General features: G+C 69.0%; 18 protein-coding genes. 13 read left to right on the top strand and 5 right to left on the bottom strand.

Annotation, left to right across the window (positions count from 1 at the left end):
* The first annotated feature begins 42 nt into the window (after nucleotides 1–42).
* The 4 genes from HET64_RS40030 to HET64_RS38895 all read left to right on the top strand — a co-directional run bounded on the left by HET64_RS40030 (nucleotide 43) and on the right by HET64_RS38895 (nucleotide 2,187).
* Nucleotides 43–408 (top strand): CAP domain-containing protein, encoded by a 366-nt coding sequence (locus tag HET64_RS40030; protein WP_374105547.1) that lies wholly within the window; start codon nucleotides 43–45, stop codon nucleotides 406–408.
* A gap of 363 nt (nucleotides 409–771) precedes the next feature.
* Nucleotides 772–1,419 (top strand): hypothetical protein, encoded by a 648-nt coding sequence (locus tag HET64_RS08305; protein WP_215103412.1) that lies wholly within the window; start codon nucleotides 772–774, stop codon nucleotides 1,417–1,419.
* Nucleotides 1,406–1,813, top strand: coding sequence for an SgcJ/EcaC family oxidoreductase (locus HET64_RS38890; protein WP_251144983.1), 408 nt, complete (start codon nucleotides 1,406–1,408; stop codon nucleotides 1,811–1,813). Before HET64_RS08305 ends, HET64_RS38890 begins: the two co-directional genes overlap by 14 nt.
* Nucleotides 1,810–2,187 (top strand): VOC family protein, encoded by a 378-nt coding sequence (locus tag HET64_RS38895; RefSeq protein ID WP_251144984.1) that lies wholly within the window; start codon nucleotides 1,810–1,812, stop codon nucleotides 2,185–2,187. Before HET64_RS38890 ends, HET64_RS38895 begins: the two co-directional genes overlap by 4 nt.
* A gap of 444 nt (nucleotides 2,188–2,631) precedes the next feature.
* Here HET64_RS38895 and HET64_RS08315 read toward each other — a convergent pair whose 3' ends face one another.
* On the bottom strand, nucleotides 2,632–3,450 hold the full coding sequence (locus HET64_RS08315; RefSeq protein WP_215103413.1) for an XRE family transcriptional regulator: 819 nt from the start codon (nucleotides 3,448–3,450) through the stop codon (nucleotides 2,632–2,634).
* 1,041 nt (nucleotides 3,451–4,491) lie between these two features.
* Between HET64_RS08315 and HET64_RS08320 the strand changes: the two genes are divergently transcribed.
* On the top strand, nucleotides 4,492–4,812 hold the full coding sequence (locus HET64_RS08320; protein WP_215103414.1) for a peptidoglycan-binding protein: 321 nt from the start codon (nucleotides 4,492–4,494) through the stop codon (nucleotides 4,810–4,812).
* A 557-nt stretch (nucleotides 4,813–5,369) separates the two neighbouring features.
* Here the strand turns inward: HET64_RS08320 and HET64_RS08325 are convergent.
* Complete coding sequence (locus HET64_RS08325) at nucleotides 5,370–5,783, bottom strand: recombinase family protein (RefSeq protein WP_215103415.1); 414 nt, start codon at nucleotides 5,781–5,783, stop codon at nucleotides 5,370–5,372.
* 236 nt (nucleotides 5,784–6,019) lie between these two features.
* On the opposite strand from HET64_RS08325, the gene HET64_RS08330 reads away from it, so the two are divergent.
* Nucleotides 6,020–8,923: an AAA family ATPase gene (locus HET64_RS08330; protein WP_215103416.1), complete on the top strand. Its 2,904-nt coding sequence runs from the start codon at nucleotides 6,020–6,022 to the stop codon at nucleotides 8,921–8,923.
* 76 nt (nucleotides 8,924–8,999) lie between these two features.
* On the opposite strand, the gene HET64_RS08335 is transcribed toward HET64_RS08330, so the two are convergent.
* Genes HET64_RS08335 through HET64_RS08345 form a run of 3 tightly spaced genes read right to left on the bottom strand, consistent with a single transcriptional unit; the run spans nucleotide 9,000 to nucleotide 10,893 of the window.
* Entirely contained in the window at nucleotides 9,000–9,314 is a 315-nt protein-coding gene (locus HET64_RS08335; protein WP_215103417.1) for a DUF202 domain-containing protein, read from the bottom strand.
* Nucleotides 9,311–9,727: a YidH family protein gene (locus HET64_RS08340; RefSeq protein WP_215103418.1), complete on the bottom strand. Its 417-nt coding sequence runs from the start codon at nucleotides 9,725–9,727 to the stop codon at nucleotides 9,311–9,313. Before HET64_RS08340 ends, HET64_RS08335 begins: the two co-directional genes overlap by 4 nt.
* The gene (locus HET64_RS08345; RefSeq protein WP_215103419.1) at nucleotides 9,724–10,893 is read right to left on the bottom strand and encodes an ROK family protein; all 1,170 of its coding nucleotides are present in this window, start codon (nucleotides 10,891–10,893) and stop codon (nucleotides 9,724–9,726) included. Before HET64_RS08345 ends, HET64_RS08340 begins: the two co-directional genes overlap by 4 nt.
* Before the next feature lie 122 nt (nucleotides 10,894–11,015).
* Between HET64_RS08345 and HET64_RS08350 the strand changes: the two genes are divergently transcribed.
* From HET64_RS08350 to HET64_RS08380, 7 genes are all read left to right on the top strand, one after another.
* Nucleotides 11,016–12,059: a hydroxyacid dehydrogenase gene (locus HET64_RS08350; RefSeq protein WP_215103420.1), complete on the top strand. Its 1,044-nt coding sequence runs from the start codon at nucleotides 11,016–11,018 to the stop codon at nucleotides 12,057–12,059.
* On the top strand, nucleotides 12,056–13,519 hold the full coding sequence (locus HET64_RS08355) for a sulfatase (protein ID WP_215103421.1): 1,464 nt from the start codon (nucleotides 12,056–12,058) through the stop codon (nucleotides 13,517–13,519). Before HET64_RS08350 ends, HET64_RS08355 begins: the two co-directional genes overlap by 4 nt.
* Nucleotides 13,516–14,766 carry an ABC transporter substrate-binding protein gene (locus HET64_RS08360; protein WP_215103422.1) on the top strand — a complete coding sequence of 417 codons (1,251 nt, stop codon included), beginning with the start codon at nucleotides 13,516–13,518 and terminating at the stop codon, nucleotides 14,764–14,766. The genes HET64_RS08355 and HET64_RS08360 overlap by 4 nt, the downstream gene beginning before the upstream one ends.
* A gap of 142 nt (nucleotides 14,767–14,908) precedes the next feature.
* Nucleotides 14,909–15,811 (top strand): carbohydrate ABC transporter permease, encoded by a 903-nt coding sequence (locus HET64_RS08365; RefSeq protein ID WP_215103423.1) that lies wholly within the window; start codon nucleotides 14,909–14,911, stop codon nucleotides 15,809–15,811.
* Nucleotides 15,808–16,659, top strand: a complete 852-nt coding sequence (locus HET64_RS08370; RefSeq protein ID WP_308369913.1) for a carbohydrate ABC transporter permease — start codon at nucleotides 15,808–15,810, stop codon at nucleotides 16,657–16,659. Before HET64_RS08365 ends, HET64_RS08370 begins: the two co-directional genes overlap by 4 nt.
* Nucleotides 16,656–17,558 (top strand): Gfo/Idh/MocA family protein, encoded by a 903-nt coding sequence (locus HET64_RS08375; RefSeq protein ID WP_215103424.1) that lies wholly within the window; start codon nucleotides 16,656–16,658, stop codon nucleotides 17,556–17,558. Before HET64_RS08370 ends, HET64_RS08375 begins: the two co-directional genes overlap by 4 nt.
* A 94-nt stretch (nucleotides 17,559–17,652) precedes the next feature.
* Nucleotides 17,653–18,606: a formylglycine-generating enzyme family protein gene (locus tag HET64_RS08380; RefSeq protein WP_215103425.1), complete on the top strand. Its 954-nt coding sequence runs from the start codon at nucleotides 17,653–17,655 to the stop codon at nucleotides 18,604–18,606.
* Nucleotides 18,607–18,697: the final 91 nt, after the last annotated feature.

The raw sequence follows: 18,697 nt of genomic DNA on the forward strand, positions 1-18,697 counted from the left end.
CCCTCCGCCCCGCCCTCCGCGGCAACGCCACCGCAGCGGCGACTGGTTGAGCAGGTCAACGCGCTGAGGAAACGCAATGGGTGTGCGGAGTTGATCGTGGACGCCCGTCTCACCGGGGTTGCTGAGCGGCACGCCGCGGACATGGCGGCGCACCGGCGCGTGGATCACACGGATTCAGCCGGGCGCGACACCGCCGAACGCGTGCGCGGTGCCGGATACGCGTGGTCCGCCGTCGGCGAGACCCTCGTCCATGGTCCGCGGAACCCGGAGGCCGCCGTGGACAGATGGATGCGAGAATCAGGCCAGAACCCGCAATTTGTGAACTGCGCCTACCGACACGTGGGGGTAGGTCGCGTCGAGTCGCCGAGCGGGCCGTACTGGGCTCAGGTTCTCGCCACGCCGAGCTGATATGCAACTGCGGGCCACATGAAAAGAGCGCCGACGCGCGCGTCATCCAGCCCCGTGAGCGTTCACGTCGCGCTGGGTGTACTCCTTTTCGAGGCAGCGAACCAACGGTCAAAATCGAAAAGCTTCCTGCGGCATCCCTGCCCTGCGCCGTTGCCAGTCAACAAAGCGTTTCTCTATGCTCAAGTGGCATGTTCAAGAAATGACATGAAGGCCTCCTTGGCCACCCCCACGTTTTGGTATAGAGGAGTCTGCTGTGAGCAAATGCCTTTCCGTGACTGTGATCTTCGGGGAACGGAACGCAGGCGGACCGCGATTCGTCGGCATCCAGAGTCCCGGCCTCCTGGCGTGGGCCGGGACGTCTTGATGGCCGAGGGCAGTACAGCGGTCGGGCAGCTGTTGCAGGGCTTCGACGAAATGAATCTTCCGGCCTCGGTGTTGTTCTCCGCAGCGGCTCTCGACACCTTCCTGGAAGCCGCTTCGGACGTCTACGACCGCATCACTCCGTGCGATCCCCTGCCATGTTTCGCCGTTCTCCTGGGAACAGGCGACAGGGAACAGTGGTTCGTGGAGGACGTGGCCTTCGGCGAAAACGTCCGCGGTGTCCATCCGAGCGCCCGGGAGGAGTTCCAGGAGTCCATCGTGCCGCGGTTCGGGCCCGCCTACGAGAACCCGGTGCGGGCCTGGTGGCTAGACCCGCAGGACCTCCTGCGGATCACGAGGGAGGGCGAGAACGGCGGGCTCGACGTGCTCGGGTCCATACACATGCATCCCGACTGGCACCGCATCGGTCCGGAGGCGGCCCGCGCGCATCCGCTGGACGAGCAGCCGACGGAGATGGACGCCTACGTGTTCCGTAACACGGCCTGGCCGGTGAACGTGGTCTGCTACCTCCAACGCGACGACGGAATCTACTGCTATGCCCTGTCGGCCTGGGACGCGGACTGCCGGGCTGTCGCCCTCCGACTGCGCCGGCCTGCCCGGGTCCCCGGGATCGGTGATGACCGTGCATGATGACGTCTCCTTGCGCGCCGTGTGGCGGACGATGGCCGAAGCGTGGAGCTCGGGCGACGCTGTGCTGTTCGGCAGCGTCTTCGCCGAGGACGTCGACTTCGTGACGGTCCGGGGCGAGGAACTCCACGGCCGACAACAGGTCGTGGACCGTCATGCTCACCTTTTCGCCACCGTCCACCGCGGCACCCGGCTGGAGGCCGACGTCCGCCCGGTCCGTGAAGTGGCTGACGACACATGGTTGGTCCATGCCGTCACCTTGATACGTCCGTCGGGATACGCCACCCACGCGCAGGCCCTCGTGATCCGTACGGCAGGCGCCTGGACGATCACCGCCTTCCATAACATGGAGTTCAGCGATGTCGAGCTCCCCCCGCCCACGGGAGAACGCTCATGACGCGCCCACGCCTTCGCCACCTTGCCCTGGTCGTTCAGGACGCAGCCGCTACGGCTGCCTTCTATCGAGAGACCTTGGGCATGGAGCAGTTTCACGCGGATCCGGACGGCAGCAGGTTCCTCACCGACGGATACATCAATCTGGCCCTGATCCAGCAGCGCCTCGACTCGGACGTACCTGCCGGGTTCAACCACTTCGGTTTCGAGGTCGCCGATGTCGAAGACACCATGGACCTCATGACGGCTCGTGGTGCCCCCCGCCCTGAGCGACGCAGCGGCAACCGCCCCTTCGCCGAGTACCGGGCGACGGACCCGGAAGGGAACTGGTTCGATCTGTCGGAGCACGGGTTCCTGCCGCCGGAGCGCGAGAGCTGACCAGGAGTGTCGGGACACCGGAACAGCGATGTCGGCCGCGGGTCCCAACCGGGAACCGCGGCCGACCTGTTGGTCGCCGCCTCGTGCGACATCAGCCGGTACCCAACGGCCGCGGACGCAGTCGTGAGGATCTCGGACCTGACACTGTGACCCCGATGGCCAGGGCCGGGCATCCACATGCACGGCGAACGCCGAGCGGCCCTCCACAGTTGTCCCCGGACTTTGTAGAGAGGCCGAGGGCCGGACGGCCTTGTCGCCGGGTTTTCAGATAGGGCAGAGTGCGTGCTGCGGAGCGAGAATGTTGTGGCGGCCCGGCAGGCATCCCCAGTGATGCACCCGGACTGGATGCCGGGGCCCACAGTTTTCCGATTCTCCGGAACGCCTGCCGCCCTACGGAAGGTATTTAGGGAGCTCCGGGTGAGTAGCCAAGCTCGCCCTCGTTCATCAGGCAAGGCCCCACGCCATACCGTGCACGCCCGGCGCGCACCGCGTAACCAGGAAATGCGCGCGGTCCGGAGCGTTCATCGCCAGGCACTTATCTGTGAGGGGTGAGGCTCCGATCTGTTCGCTGTAGACGTGTCTGCAGGATCTCGGTGGCGCAGAGGAATGGAATCGGGTTTCCAGTAGGTATTCGCGCACTGGCGATCCCTCCCAACGGCCGTAATGTGTTGACGGGTTGCCTGACGGCGTGACCTCGATGGTGTAACTGGTGACTTCTGTGGCGAGCTTGGCGAGCACATGGCCGAAATGAACATCGATGACCAGGAGGTTCAGGTCTTTCATGTACACGCTTCGTTCTACATATCCGGAAGTGACACTGATGTGTGGGGGCTCGTTTGCCTCGTGGTCGATAATATGAGCGAAAGTTGCCCGGGTAGCTCCGTGTCGATGTGCCCGGAGGACGGTGGTCGACGCCACCGCAGTCACCGCGCCGTCCGCCCCGACTCTGACCACTTCGTTGGCGATGAGTGCCTGTGTCCGCTGGTCCGCGTCACGCAGTACGGCAGCCAGCCCGTCTCCCATGACCGTTTCCACGTGACCGTGGGGGCCCGGATTCCGCCGAGGACTGTCCGCGACCCTGCCACGAGGCTTCCGCGGACCGAGCAGAGAGCGCAGCGTGCCGTCCGACAGGCCGAGCAACTCGTCCAGCGCGTCCAGGGCGCGCAGCGAGCGGGCGTGTTCGGGACGACGGTGACCGCGCTGCCAACTGCTCAGCGTCGCCGGGCTGACGAAAAGCCCCTGGGTTCGCAGACGCTCGCTCACGCGGTCCAACGGCAGCCCGCTCCTGCGCAACGCCGTCCGCAGTGTTGCTGGAAACGCGTCGTCTGCGGGGTCCCCGCTGCCACCGGGGACGACGGTGGACGACTCCGTTGCGTTGTAGCCGTCATGCATCGTGCTGAGCATCGGTTGCCCGCCTTTCATGCCTCCTGCGCCCGGACCGGTCCTGCCCGGGCGTCCACGCTTCGGAGACAGGTCAAGGTCGGTCCGACAACGAAAACCGGGCGGGCGGGTCCCCTGGCCAATGACCTGGCCCACCACTGACCGGTGTCCGGACGCTGCGAGCCACGCGTCCAGCTACCCTGCGGCCTGCTACCGAGGCCGCCGGCTTACGGAGGACCGTTGACTGAGGTGAACCGAGACTCTCACCGCAGTGCCGAGGGCCCTGACAAGGGAGGGCCGTCGCTGGTGGGTACGACATGTCCCGAGTGCGGTACGGACCTCGGGCCGCACTGGCCCGGCGGGCCGGAGTGTGATTGCGTCTGGAGTGCCGTGTCACAACTGCGCCGTGCGCGGCAGGCCGGCCAGCGGACGGGCTCCGAGGGAGTTCCCCCAACGCTCTTTCCGGAACTGCGGCGCGCTGCCGAATGCGACGTCTTCGTCGAGCATCCGCAGGAGCACGCGCCCGGCGCGGTGGCCCGGCCACACGGGGACGCCGGGACGAGTCCGAGGCTGCGGCGCGTGCCGGGTAGCACCGCCGACCGGTCGGTTCGCCCCGGGCGGGCCCGCAACTCTGGCCGTGTCTCGCTTCGGACCGTAGCCGTCATGGTCGCGGCGGCCGGTGCCGCCGGGATGGCGGTCGTCGGTGTTCTTCTGATGACCGACAACCACGAACCGGCAACGGCGGGTGAGGAACCGCGCCTGTCCTCCTCAATGGCCCCGCCCCCAGGCCCCTCGGAGTCGGCATCTCGGCCAACATCCACCGCCGTTCCCGCCGCCCCCACCACCGCGTCCTCCCGCTCGAAGCCCTCAGCCTCCGCCGAGCCGTCGATCAGCCCAGCGGCTTCTGCCTCTCCCGCTCCGACCATGACGGAACAGCCACGCGGAACACGACTGCCCTCACCATCCGCCGAGCCACTGCGATTCGGGGCCACGGGCGCGGCCGTGGAGGAGCTGCAGTTGAGGCTGACGCAGTTGTCGGCGTACCAGGGCCCGATCGACGCCGAGTACGGAATTGACCTCGCCCTGGCGGTCGGACAGTACCAGCGGACCCGCAAAATCGAGACCGACCGTCCCGGGCACTACGGCCCCGGTACGCGTGCGCGTCTTGAAGCGGAGACACAGTCGCCCCACCCGCAGCTCCAGGACGATGGCGCCGCCGGTAACGACCAGCGGAGCGGCGAGTGAAGCGACAGACGAAACACCCGTCAGCAAAGAAGCTCCGTACAACTTTCTGTTGTCGCTCTTCGCCGCCGGGGTCTCCTGCTGTGTCCCCAGTAGTTCGTCCCTCCGAAGATCGACGAGGAGAAACGATGTCGCATCACAAGGTCTTGCCCCGGCAGGCCGCTCACCGCAAGGTGACCCACAACAAGCCGCGACGTCTTGGAGCGACCCTCGTCACCGTGGCAACCGAGGTCATACGCCCCCATGGGAGGCGCCGTGCTCGGCGGAGATCCGGTTTGGACATACCACCGGGCGACCGCTTCTGCTGGAGACGTTTCGTTCTCGACCATCACCGGCACTGCACTTGCACGCCAGTTTCACCGTCGTGAGAAGCGCTGTAAATCATCCCTGTGCACATCCGGGATGTTAATCACGGAGTCCGGAACGAACCGTGAGGGCAGGCAAAGGCCTCGCACGGTGGTGAGGCTGAGGGGTGGCGATCCTGGCCGCCGGTGCCCCGGATTCGACGGGAAACCCTTGCGGCCGGGATCGTTCGTCGTCGCCGTGCGCTCGGGGTGGCGTCACAGCAGTGGCGAGAGAAGCGTGTCGGGGGCCGGTGGCCGGCCGTCACTGGCGGCGACGGAACGCGGGCGGCGGAGTCGAGGCAGCTCCAGGACAGTGCAGCCGCTGTCGGTGAGGCGCCCCATCAGCCCCTCCGCTTCTTGTGCTCGTCTGTCGAACACCCACGGTCCCGTGACCAGCACGGTGCGGTACCAACCGGCCTGGACAGCGCTGACCAGGGCCTCGAAGCGGCAGAGAGGCGAGCCGGACCGGGCCCCGTTGTCGGAGTACACGGCGGGCTCGAACAGATTCAGTTGTCGTGCGTAGTCGGTCAGGGCGAGCCGGTGACTTTCCATGGCCCATATGTCGTAAGGGAAGCAGCGCAGGTAGATTGCGCAACCCGTGCCGGGTGCCGGAAACAGCTCGCTGGACATCGCCATCAATCTCCTGTGTCGGAAGATGTCGCCCTTTCGAAAACATCCAAGCTCCGAACGGGGATGCGTAGCAATGAGGGAACGGTAGGGGATCGGTCCGGGCCCGATAAACGGGTGGCGTTCCCGCGCCGGCGTCATGCCCTGGTGTGGGCGCGACGCAGAGCGCGTGCGGTGGCGGGGTGCTTCACTGGAAGTGGCCGAACCCGTGGGGGCAGGGATGTCCCGGAGGGCTGTGGATGACTAGGGTCACGGACACCGACCGCTGGAGGAATGGGGAGCGCGAGGGGTTTCCTTTCGTCGGGCGCGGCACGGAGCTGAGACGGCTGACGGCCGCCGTGCGCCGCCCGTCCTCCGTCGTGGTGGTCGAAGGGGAGGGCGGAGCGGGGAAGTCGCGCCTTGTTCACGAGGCGGCACGAGTGCTGTCTCTGCAAGAGCGTCGTGTCCTCGTGGGCTACTGTCACCCCTTGCGCGAGCCGTTCCCGTTCGGGCCCGTCCTCGAGGCGCTTCGGTCCGCCGGGAACTGGTTGCCGCCGACCGCTGACATTCCGCCGGTGGTCGGCTGCCTCGGTCCGCTCCTGCCCGATCTCGCGGACCTGCTTCCCCCGGTCCCGCCCGGGCGGACCGCGGGTCAGCAGCAGCGGCTCCAGCAGATCCAAGCCGTGCGCGCGCTGCTGGATGTCCTCAGCCCCCTCGTGCTCTGTGTCGAGGACCTTCACTGGGCGGACGAGGCGACGCAGGAACTCCTGCTGCTCCTCGGCCGTGACCCGCCGGCCGGCCTCTCCCTCGTTCTGACCTACCGGCGCGAGGACCTTGCTCCGGGTGAGCCCATGCTCGGTTCGGGGTACCGGCGGGGACCGAGCACCGGTGGATGCGAGATCCGCCTGCGGCCTTTCGGCCTCGGTGAGGTCCAGGAGCTGGCGTCCGCCGCGCTCGGCGGGCAGGCCGACAGACAATTGGCAGAAGCGCTGCACCGCCGCAGCGCGGGGCTCCCCCTGATCGTGGAGGAAGACCTGATCACCCTCGTCGAGTCGGCGCACGAGCCCGGTTCCGGGGGCCGTGGACCTGCCCTGGCCTCCGTCCTTGAGCGCGCAGAGGTTCCCCGCACGCTGCGTGAGGCAGTCAGTGCCCGTCTCGCCACGCTGAACGGTCCCGCACTCGCCCTGGTGGAGGCGGCGGCCGTGCTCGATGTCCCCGCGGATGAGCTTCTGCTGGCGCGAACCGCGTGCTTGGAACCGAATGAGGCAGCCCGGGCGGTGACCGACGCCCTGCGGGCCGCCGTTCTCGTCGAGCTGCCGGATGGAAAGTACGGACTGCGGCACGCCCTCGCCCAGCGTGTGGTCTACCTGGGCATCCCCGGCCCCGGACGCCGGCGCCTGCACCGTCAGGCCATCGAGGAGCTGCGGCGGCTGCCCTCTCCGCCGCTGGTGCAGATCGCCCACCACACCCGGGCGCTCGGCGACCGCCAGGCATGGATGCTGGTCGCCCAGGAAGCCGCTGACCAGGCGGTCGCCCTGGGCGACCAGGGCACGGCGGCCGGCCTCCTGCACGAGGTGCTCGCCGACACGGGCCTCGCGGACGACATACGCTCCCGCGCGGCGCTGAGGCTCGTCGGCATCGCCAGCCACAGCATCGACTACACAACGTCCCTGAGCGCACTGCGCCGCTTGTTGGACAGCGTCCGGATGCCGACAGTGGTCCGGGGCGAGATCCGCCTCCATCTCGGGCTGCTCATGATCAACCAGGGCCGCGACCAACGGAGGGGTGGCGACGAACTGAGGCGGGCGGCAGTCGAGCTGTCCCAGAAGCCGCACCTCGCGGCTTGCGCCATGGCAGCTCTCGCCCTGCCGGAAAGCGAACGGCCTCTGGCGGTCGACGAGCAGTGGCTCGCACGCGCCGAGCAGACTATCTCGGGGGGCGCCAGTCCCGGGGTAGTCGCGAGCGTGCGGTGTTCCCGGCTCTCTCTGCGAGCGGCGGCGGGGGACCCAGGCGTCTGGGACGCCGTCGAGAGCGTGCCGCGCCACATTGAGACGCCGGGAGCGGCCGTACAGAACGCGCGCACGGTCTTCTTCCTCGGCGGGATAGCGGTCTTCCTGGGGCATGACGAGCGTGGCCGGAGGCTCATCGAGGAGGGACGGGAAATGTCACGCCTCCTCGGCAGCGCCATGCTCGTGACCAGTGCGGACAACCAACTGCTGAAGCTTGCTTTCCTCGGGGGCGAATGGGAGGGACTGGAGGAACGGTTCGAAGCCCTGCGCGCCGAGAATCGCTCCTTCATGTTCCGGGAGATCGAGAGTTCTCTGGTCCTGGCACGGCTGATGGCTGCGCGCGGACAACAGCACACGGCTCTGGCGCACTTCACCGAGATCCTTGAACGTGCCGAGGAACGTGCGGCCTTCACCGGAATTTCTCAGGCAGCCGCGGAGATCGGTCGGATACTGCTGGACCAGCCGGATTCCACCGGGGAGGCCTGGCAGAAGGTCCAGCCGGCCTTGCGGTCCTACCTCGGCAAAGAGGTGTGGTTCGGCTCCGACCTTATGCCCGTAGCCGTTGAAGCGGCTCTGGCGAGCGGGCATCGCACCGATGCCGAAGCCCTGGTGACCCGGTTCGAACAGTTGACGGGAGGACGCGATCTGCCTGCGGCGCACGCCGAGCTGCTGCTCTGCAAGGCCCTGATCGCCATGGCTGACGCCCCTGGGACAGCCGCTTCGCGATGTGACGAGGCCGCCGAGGCGTTCCGGCGTATCGGTCGCCCCTACGAGACCCTTCGGGCCACCGAGCGTGCCCTGCGCTTGCGCGCATCCTCAGCACCGTCCGACGACATCATCTCCGGCCTCTCCGACACCGCCGACGCGTACGCCGTACTCGGAGCTGAGCATGATGCCGCCCGGTGTCGGCACGCCCTGCGCGTTCTGGGGCACGTGCAGCCGAACAGGCGCGGGCGCCGGGGCTACGGCTCGGCCCTGTCGCCACGCGAGCGGCAGGTCGCGCGGTATCTCACCGAAGGAGTCGGCAACCGCGAGATAGCACAAGCCCTGTTCCTGTCCCCGCGGACCGTGGAACACCATGTCGCCAGTGTTCTGCGCAAGCTCGGGCTCCCGCACCGTGACGCGCTCAAGGGCAGGCTCCTGGACGATCCGTAGCCGTCGACCGCCGCTGCCACTCGCGCCATGATCGGCCCCGAGACGGCGCACCCTCGTGGGAGCGTGCCCGGTTCATTCAAAGCAGCTGGGCGGCGGTCAGTGCCGCGAGAGCCAGCACGGCGGCGCTTGCGGCCGCCGCCGTAGTCGGCCTCATGGAACGGGGCGTCTCGGCGCGGCACAGGGCAGCGATGCGGCGGTGAGCGACGAGCCAGAAGGCGAGCAGCGCGGCGATCGTGCCCGCGAGGAGGGGCGTCGGCGCGAGGGCATCGGACGTCAGAGCCTGGCGTCCGACCAGTGCTGCGGTGACTGTCCAGGTCAGGGTGGTGCGCCGCCAGGCGAGCCGGGTGCGTTCGGGCTGGAGCCCGGGGTCACGGGTGTGAGGAGTGGTCATGCGCCGCCCATGGCCACGACGGCCACCACAACGAGTGACACCAGGGTGACGAGGACGGACAGCACCGCGGGGAAAGCCGTCGCGGGCAGGTCCTCACCCTTGCGGATCGCCCGCTCGCAGCGGACCCAGTGGTGCACCGCCCGCAGAGCGCACAGCGAGCCGGTGCCGATCACCGCCAGGGCCAGCCCCGTGCGCACCGCGTCGGCGATGTCCGGGAGGAACTGGTCGACGGCGAAGCCGCCGCCGATGAGCGCGAGCGCGGTGCGGATCCACGCGAGAAACGTTCGTTCATTGGCGAGTGAGAAGCGGTAGTCAGGGGTGTCGCCGTCGTCGCGTATGAGCTCCGGGGAGAACCACAGCCTCAAGTGATGCGGGGAGCGACGCGGGCGTCGCTCCCCTCGCTCCCGGATCATCCCGCTGTGGCCGTGCCGCCGCCGGTGTCCGCGTCGGACGTGCTGGCGGTGAAGAGCTGTGCCAGCACGGTGTAGGCGGCGCCGGAGGCGTGGTCGGAAGGACCGGTCGCGGCGAGTTCCAAGGAAGGGGGCGGGGTGGTGCTGTGGGTGTACTGGCTACGGAAGACCTGCTCGGTCCGGGCGGTGAGGGCCGGCACGTTCATCTCGGGAGTGAAGGCGATCACGACGCGCTCCGGGCCGAACATCTTGGCCGAGTTGGCCACGGCGACGCCGAGTCGGTCGGCAGCGCTCGCGATGACGTCGTCGTCCCGTCCGGCGAGACCTGCGGGTGTCTCTCCGCGCCGTTCCAGCTCACGCTGGATGCCCCAGTGGCTGGCCCACGTCTCCAGGCAGTCCTGGGCGCCGCAGTGACAGGGGCGACCTGTCCCCGTACCGACGCACGAGTGCGCGAACCCGCCCGCGGTGCCGCTGAAGCCGCGGTGGATGCGCCCCTGCACCACCACGGACACGCCCAGGCTCGTTCCCACGCTGAAGATCATCAGGTTACGGCCGGCCAGTCTGCCGTCGAAGAGCAGCAGGCCGGAGGCCACCGAGTTGACGTAACTGTCGAGGATGACGGGCGTCTCCATCAGGGCGGCGAGACGGCGCTGGAACGGTACGTTCTCCCAGCCCATCGATCCGCTGTGGCGGACGAGGCCGTACTGCTGGTCGACGACGCCCGACACCGCGACGCCGACGCCGATGAGGGCGGAGGAAGCCCTGCCCTCGGCGGCGAGCTGCATCGCACGGGCGACGCTCTCGCCGACGTCCTGCGGGTCCGTGGAGGCGAGCGGCTCCTGGTAGGAGGCGACGACGTCACCGCGCAGATTGACCAGCACCACGTAGGCCTCCGTCGCCGACAGCCTGACCCCGGCGGCGAGGACCGCGTCGCTCCCCAGGTCCAGAAGCCGCGCGGGCCGGCCGCCGGTGTTGCGTACGGCCTCGGCCTCCGTGAGCAGCCCCGCACCGAGCAGCCGAGCCGTGATACCGGTGACCGTGGCCGGACTCAGTCCCGTCTCGGCCGCGATCCGTGCCCGCGCCACCGGTCGGTGGGCGCGGACGACGTCGAGGACCAGGGCTTCGTTGATCTCGCGGATCAGGGCTTTGCTCCCGGCGCGTGGCCTCATGGGTGACGTTTCCTTCTGGTGATCGATCGGCACGGAAAGGGTCTCCCTCGTCAGGGCGGGGAGCAACACTCTAATTTATTCGGTCATTGACAGAAGTTAACACGGTGATTAGCTTCCACGGCATGAGTCACCACCTCGGAGTGGGCCAGGGCCAACGGCCCGACGGCTCGCACATCCGAATCCTTCTCAGCGTCCCCGCGGCGGAGCGGGAAGCGTTCTTCCCGCCCCCGACACTCCACGCCCTGGCAGCTCTCGGCGAGGTCACCGAGTGCGAACCCGCCGCACTGCACGACGCGGACAGGTTTCGCCGGGCGCTCGACGGCGTGCACGTACTCGTCACCGCCTGGGGCTTCCCCCGGCTCGACGCCGACCGCCTCCGGCTCGCCCCCGACCTGCGCTTCGTCATGCACGCCGCCTCCTCGATCCAGTGGCTCGTGAACGACGACTTCTGGGCCACCGGACTGCCTGTCTCCCAGGCGGGAGCCGCGATGGCCCCCGCCGTGGCCGAACTCTCGCTCGGCTTCACCCTGTCCCTCCTGCGCCGCACCCACCGGCACGACCACGCCCTGCGCTCCGGCCACAACTGGGCGACGGCCGCCGGGACCGGGCGGGCGCGTGAGATCAGCGGCGCCCGGATCGGAGTCGTCGGCGCCTCACGCACCGGAAGGCACTACATCCGGATGGCCCGGGCCCTCGGCGCGGAGGTGCGCGTCCACGATCCCTACGTTCCGCCCGGTGATCCGCTCGCCGCGTCCACCGTCGGGCTGCGGGAGCTGATGGAGACGAGTGACGTCGTCGCCGTGCACGCCCCCGCCACCCCGGAGACGCACGGCATGATCGGCGCCGACGAGATCGCGGCGATGCGCGACGGGACCCGGTTCGTCAACACCGCCCGGCCCTCCATCGTGGACATGGACGCGCTGTTCGACGTGGTCGCGTCCGGCCGGATCGACGCTGCGCTCGACGTCTTCGACCACGAGCCGCTGCCCGTCGACGACCGCTGGCGCGGCCTGCCCAACGTGCTGCTCACACCGCACCTCGCCGGCGCCACCAGCGACTCGCGGCAGCGTGCCGGACAGATCGTCGTGGACGAGATCCGCCGCCACCTGGCGGGGGAGCCCCTGGAGCACGCGCTGACGCGCGAGGACCTGGCGAGGATGGGATGACCACGACCACGGCACGCAACATCCTGCTGCTCCACTGCCACGACCTGGGGCGGTTCCTCGGGGCCTACGAGGTCCCCACGGTCGTCACCCCGCACCTGGACGCGCTCGCCGCGCAGTCGACGCTCTTCGAAGCGGCGTTCGCGACCGCGCCCCACTGCAGCCCGGCGCGAGCCTCCTTGTTCACCGGCACCTATCCGCAGACCAACGGCGTCCTCGGCCTCACGCACGACCCCTTCGGATGGGATCTCACCGATCCTTCGGCGCATCTCGCCCACCGTCTGGGCGCGGCGGGATACACCACCGAACTCATCGGCGTGCATCACGAATCCCGGGTCCTGCCGGACGACGTCGTGGCCGGACGCCTTGGCTTCGACCGGGTCCGCACCGGCGGCGACCGTGACACGGTCGTCGAGCGCACCGTCGAAGCCCTCGACCGCGTCGCTACGTCGGACGCCCCCTTCTACCTCCAGGTCGGCTTCCACGAACCGCACCGCACACCGTCGGCGCGTGACCGCCCCGGAGTGATGGGCTTCCTCGGAGACTCCGTGACCGCGGACGACTCGCGCGGGCTCACCGTCCCTCCCTACCTGCGCGACGACGACGGCTCCCGTGAGGAGATCGCCGAACTCCAGGGGGCCGTACGGCACATGGACGGGGGAGTCGGCAGCATCCTGGCACGTCTCGACGCGCTGGGCCTGAGCGACGACACCGTCGTGGTGTTCACCACCGACCACGGGCTGCCGCTGCCCCGGGCGAAGTGCACGCTCTACGACCCCGGGCTGGAAGTCGCCCTGCTGATGCGTGCTCCCGGCCGGCCCGCATGGCGGGAGCGCCGCGTGGACGCCCAGGTCAGCCACGTCGACGTACTGCCCACCCTCTTCGAACTCGTCGGTCTGCCCCACCCCGGGGACTGCCAGGGCACCAGCCTGGTCCCCCTGGTCGAACAGGGCCGACCCGCCCGTACCCACACGTTCGGGCAGCTCACCCACCACATCTACTACGACCCAAAGCGCGCCGTCCGGTCCTCCTCGCACAAGCTCGTCGCCAACTTCGCCAACGCCCCGCTGGCAATGGACCCCACCCAGTCCTGGGTGCACCGCAGCCTGCCCGCAGCCCTCAACGGCCCCACCCTCGGCTCCAGCCCCGTACTGGAGCTGTACGACCTGGTGAACGACCCCCACGAAGGCGACAACCTCGCCCTCGACCCCGCACTCGCCCCCGTCCGGGCCGAGCTCGCCGCGGCCCTGCTCCGCTGGATGCACGACACCGACGACCCCCTCCTGAACCCGAACCCGCTTCAGCCCCGCCACCACGACACCCTCACCGCGCTGACCCACGCGGCACACGCCACCGCGCAACAGTCCGGCGAGCTCCCTTCCCCCGCACCCGCCTCGGCCGACCGTCCCGCCACCGCCGTGGGCCGTAGCGTCGCACCGCCCAGAGAAAGAGAAACAGCATGAGGACACGACCGCTCCGCTTCGCGGCACTGGCCGCCACCGCCTCACTCGTCTTCACCGCCTGCTCCGGCTCCGGCGGGGACGGCAAGGCCGAGGTGACGCTGTGGATGTACCCCGTGATCAAGGACGAAGCCGCGAGCAAGAAGTACTGGGCGCAGACCGAGTCCGCGTTCGAGAAGGCCAACCCCGACATCGATCTCAGCATCGAGCTGCAGACCTTCGACAAGCGGGACGCACAGATCTCCGCCGCGCTCGCCGCCGGCTCCGGCCCCGACATCGTGCTCATCACCCCCGACCAGGCCGCGACTTACCACAAGGTGCGGGGGCTGCTGCCCGTCGGCGACGCCGTCGACGACCAGCGGAAGGCATTCTTCCCCGAGACCCTGAAGGCGGCCACGCTGGACGACGAGCTCTACGGCGTGCCCCTCTTCCAGAACATCAACACCACCGCGTACAACACCAAGATCTTCGCCGACGCCGGACTCGAACTGCCCAGGACCTGGGACGACGTGCGCAAGGCCGCCCCGGTGCTCGCCAAGAAGGGCATCGCCGTCATGGACTACTCCGGCAGCCCGGAGCAGACCCTGAACATGTCGTTCTACCCCCTCCTCTGGCAGGCCGCCGGCACCGTCTTCACCGACGACGGCAAGGACATCGCCTTTGACTCGGACGCCGGCGTCTCCGCTCTCCAGTTCCTGGTCGACCTCAAGAAGATGAAGGGCCTGCCCGTCGACGCGGCGACCGAGGGTCCCGCAGTCGAGGGCGCCCCGATCGCCGCCGGCAAGGTCGCGCTGCGTCCCGTCACCTCCTTGCCGGAGCTGGCGCAGATGCGAGCGGCACTGGGGGAGGAGAACGTGTCCCTCGGCGCGCCGCTCCAGGGCGAGGTGCGGGCGACCTACGGCAACCCCGGTCTGCTCTCCCTGACCTCCATCAACGAAGAGGAGAACCGCGAAGCCGCCTACAAGGTGCTCGCCCACCTGAGCTCGCCCAAGGCGCAGGAGTCGCTCAACGCCGCCGCGGGCAACTTCCCGACCCGGACCGATGTGAAGGCACCGGGCAGAGGCCCCGACTTCGAGGTTCTGAACGCGGCACTCAAGGACGCCAACCCCGGGGAGCCCTCTCCCGCCGCCCGCCAGGTGATGGCCATTCTCGCCCCGTACATCCAGGCGGCCCTCGGCGGTGACCTCTCACCGAAGGAGGCACTGAAGAAGGCCGCCGAGGAGTCACGCGCGCTGCTCGCCCGGTCCTGACCTGCTCGGTGGAGCGTGCGGCCCGGCCCCGGGACCACACGCTCCACCCGACCCGCCTCCTCCACGCTGATAGGCCGCCATGTCCGTGCACACACCTCCGAGCAAAGGCTCGGACAGCAGACCGCTCCGCCATCCTGCACCCATGCACCACACTCCCAGCAACCCCGCGGCCCGCCGCCTGCGGCGCCGTGAGGCGATGGCCGGCATCCTCTTCGTGCTGCCGACGCTCGTCATCTTCGCCGTCTTCAAGTTCTTCCCCATCGCCGGCGCCGGTGCCATGAGCATGACGCGCTACCGCCTCAACGGCGACGTCACCTGGCTGGGGGGCGAGAACTACACGCGCCTCTTTTCCGACCCGCACTTCTGGAAGAGCCTCGGCGTGACGATGAGTTACGTGCTCATCTTCGTACCGCTCATCATCGTCGTCTCCCTCGTCGGCGCGCTGCTCCTGAACAAACTGGTGCGGTTCACCGGCACATTCCGGGCGGTGCTCTTCCTGCCCTACCTCAGCTCCTTCGTCATGGCGGGCATCATCTGGTCGTGGATCTTCGCGACCGACGGTCCGCTGAACGCCGCCCTCGGCGGAATCGGACTCAGCCCCGTGCCCTTCCTGACCGGCGACCAGCTCTTGGTGCTCGCCTGCCTGGCCCTGGTCTCCGTCTGGAAGGGCTTCGGATACTCGATGCTCGTCTTCCTCGCCGGACTGAAAGCGCAGCCGGCGGAGGTGCACGAAGCCGCGCGCATCGACGGGGCGAGCAGCTGGCAGGCCTTCCGGCACGTGACGCTGCCCCTGCTCAAACCGGTGCTCTTCTTCGTCCTCGTGATCGAGACGATCATCGGCTTCCAGGTGTTCGACACCATCTACGTGATGACCGGCGGTGGCCCCAACCGGGCCAGCCACAGCCTCATCTACTTCCTCTACGACGAGGGCTTCAAGTTCCTCGACTTCGGCTACGCGGCGGCGATCGGCATGGTCCTCTTCGTCATCGTGCTGATCCTGTCCCTCATCCAGCGGCGCCTCGTCGAAGGCAAGGAGACCAAGTGACCACCTCCACCTCGGCTGTCGCCTCCCGGCGGGCACGCGCCCACCGGCCGCGCAAGTGGCTGCCCGCCGCAGCCCTGACCGTCATCTCACTGTTCACGGTCGCGCCGCTGCTCACCGTCGTCGTCCTGGCCCTCTCGCCCGAGGGCGCCCCGACGCTGCCGCACGCGATCCCCGACTCCCTGACCCTCGACAACGTCACCAGGATCTTCGAGGTCGGCGAATTCCCGCTCTGGCTGTTCAACTCCTTCGTCTACTCGGCCGTCTCCGTGGTCGTCATCCTGCTCACCGCGTCCATGGCCGCCTACGCCCTCGTGCGCAAGCGGTTCCCCGGCCGCAACGCCATGCTGTGGGCGATCGTCGCCACCCTGATGGTGCCGATGCAGGCCACGCTCATCCCCACGTTCATCCTCGTCGCCCGCATGGACGGCGTGAACACGCTGTGGGGGCTGATCATGCCCACCCTCGCCAACGCACAAGCCGTCTTCCTCATCCGGCAGTTCGTCCGCGACCTGCCCGACGAACTGTTCGACGCGGCCCGCATCGACGGGGCGGGGGAGTGGCGCACCTTCACCCGGATCGTGCTGCCCCTCATCCGCCCCGTGCTCGCCACGCTCGCCATCTTCGTCTTCCTGTGGCACTGGAACGACCTGCTCTGGCCCCTCATCGTCGGGCAGAGCGACGAGGCCCGCACCCTGACCGTCGGACTCGCCACGCTGCACACCGAGACCGTGTCGACGGCCGGCATCATGTCCGCCGCGTTCGTCAGCTTCATCCCGTGCCTCGTCATCTTCATCCTGCTGCAACGGCACATCGTCGCCAGCATCACCTCGTCGGGGGTGAAGGGATGATCCCCGGTTCGCCTGCCGCTCCGCTCCGCTTCGGACTCATCGGCGTCGACTCCCCGCACGCGCCTTCCTTCATTCGCCTCTTCGGCGACGGAGTCACCGGCACCGTCCCCGGCGGCACGATCACGGCCGCGTGGAAGGGCGAAGCGGCCGCGGACTTCCCTCCCGGTCGGGACCGCATCGAATCCTTCGCGCAGGAGGTGACGGCACTCGGGGTCCCCCTGCGGGCAAGCCCCGAGGAGGTGGCCGAGCACTGCGACGCCCTGCTCGTCGTCGCCTCCGACGCCCGCACCCACGCCGGGTACTTCACGCGGCTTGCCCCGCTGGGGAAGCCGGTCTACGTCGACACGCGCTTCGCACTCACGACGCGCGACGCCCGTCACATGCTGGGCTGCGCCTCCGCCTCCGGATGTCTGCCGCTGGCCGGCTCGCCCAAGCGCTTCACCCCCGAATTCCGCGACGCCGTCGGCTCCGGCCGGATCGACCGGGTGGACCTGACCGGTCCGCTGCCCACCCAGCCGGGACACCCGGTCCTCGACTGGTACGGCGTACATCTGGTCGACCTCGCCGTCGCGGCGCTCGGACCTGGATGCGTGGGCGTCGACGCGTCGGCGAGCGGGAGCACCACACTGACCTGGTCCGACGGGCGGGTCGCGACGCTCGGCGGGGACGAGGAATGGTCGCCGCTCACCACCGGACGACTGAGCGGCCCGGCCGGAGACCGCCACTTCACCATCGAGGCGGGGCCGCCCATGCTCAGTGGCCTGCTCACCTCGATCGTGGACGCCTGCCGACGTGGCGCCCCCAACGTCCCCCTGGCCGAGGTGTCCGAGATTGTCTCCATCGTTGAGGCCGCCCGCCGCAGCCGTGCAGCAGGCGTGCCCGTCACGCTGCCCGGCTGACCCACTTCTCTCCGTACTTGCTGGCAGAGCGACGCCCCCCCCACCTGGGCGTGCCCTTCCATCAACCGTCCGTACCGAATCAGGTGTTGCCCCGATGCTCCAGACCTCGTGCTGCTCCGCAAGTCGTGCCACCGCGGCAGGGCCGGAGCCCCGTGTGCCGGACGCGCCGTCAGCGCGCAAACAGGATGTCGTAGAACGTCGGAACATGGCGCACCTTGCCGGTGGCACCTTCCTCATGGGTACGGACGCCGGCGACGGGTACGCGGCCGACGGCGAGGGCCCGGTGCGTGAGATCCACCTCGCGCCGTTCCTGATGGACACCACGACCGTCACCAACAAGGCGTTCGCCGAGTTCACCGACGCCACCGGCTGGGTGACGCTGGCGGAGCGGTTCGGCACGTCCTTCGTGTTCGCCGGCCTGCTGCCCGCGGGTGCACACCACGGTCGCCCCGTACCGACGACACCGTGGTGGCGGGAGGTCGCGCACGCGGACTGGCGCCACCCGGAGGGTCCCGGATCCGGTATCGCCGCCCGCATGGACCACCCGGTGGTCCACGTCACCTGGCGTGACGCCCGCGCCTACGCGAAGTGGGCAGGCAAGCGCCTGCCCACCGAGGCCGAATGGGAGTATGCCGCCCGTGGTGGTCTGGCCCGGGCCCGCTATCCGTGGGGCGACGAGCGCGAACCCGGTGGAGCGCACCGGATGAACGTCTGGCAGGGCGAGTTCCCCGCACGCAACACCGGCGAGGACGGCTACCTCGGCACCGCACCGGCCGACGCCTACGAACCCAACGGATACGGGCTGTACAACACCTGCGGCAACGTGTGGGAGTGGTGCGCCGACTGGTTCCACCCCACATGGCACGCCACCGGTCCCCGGAACGGTCCCACCGGTCCACCGAGCGGGGACCGCAAGGTGATGCGCGGAGGGTCCTACCTCTGCCACGAGAGCTACTGCTTCCGCTACCGCGTCGACGCCCGCAGTTCCAACACCCCGGACAGCAGCGCGGGCAACATCGGCTTCCGCTGCGTGGCCGCAGCCGACTGACCGCACCCCCGATTCCTGTCGTCCGGGCTCCGCCCACCTGAGAGCAAGCGCTTTCCCTCTTGGGCGATCCGCTCGGGCGCCACCACCTCAC

Origin of the sequence: Streptomyces sp. McG3 (assembly GCF_018619185.1) — a bacterium.
Classification (GTDB): domain Bacteria; phylum Actinomycetota; class Actinomycetes; order Streptomycetales; family Streptomycetaceae; genus Streptomyces.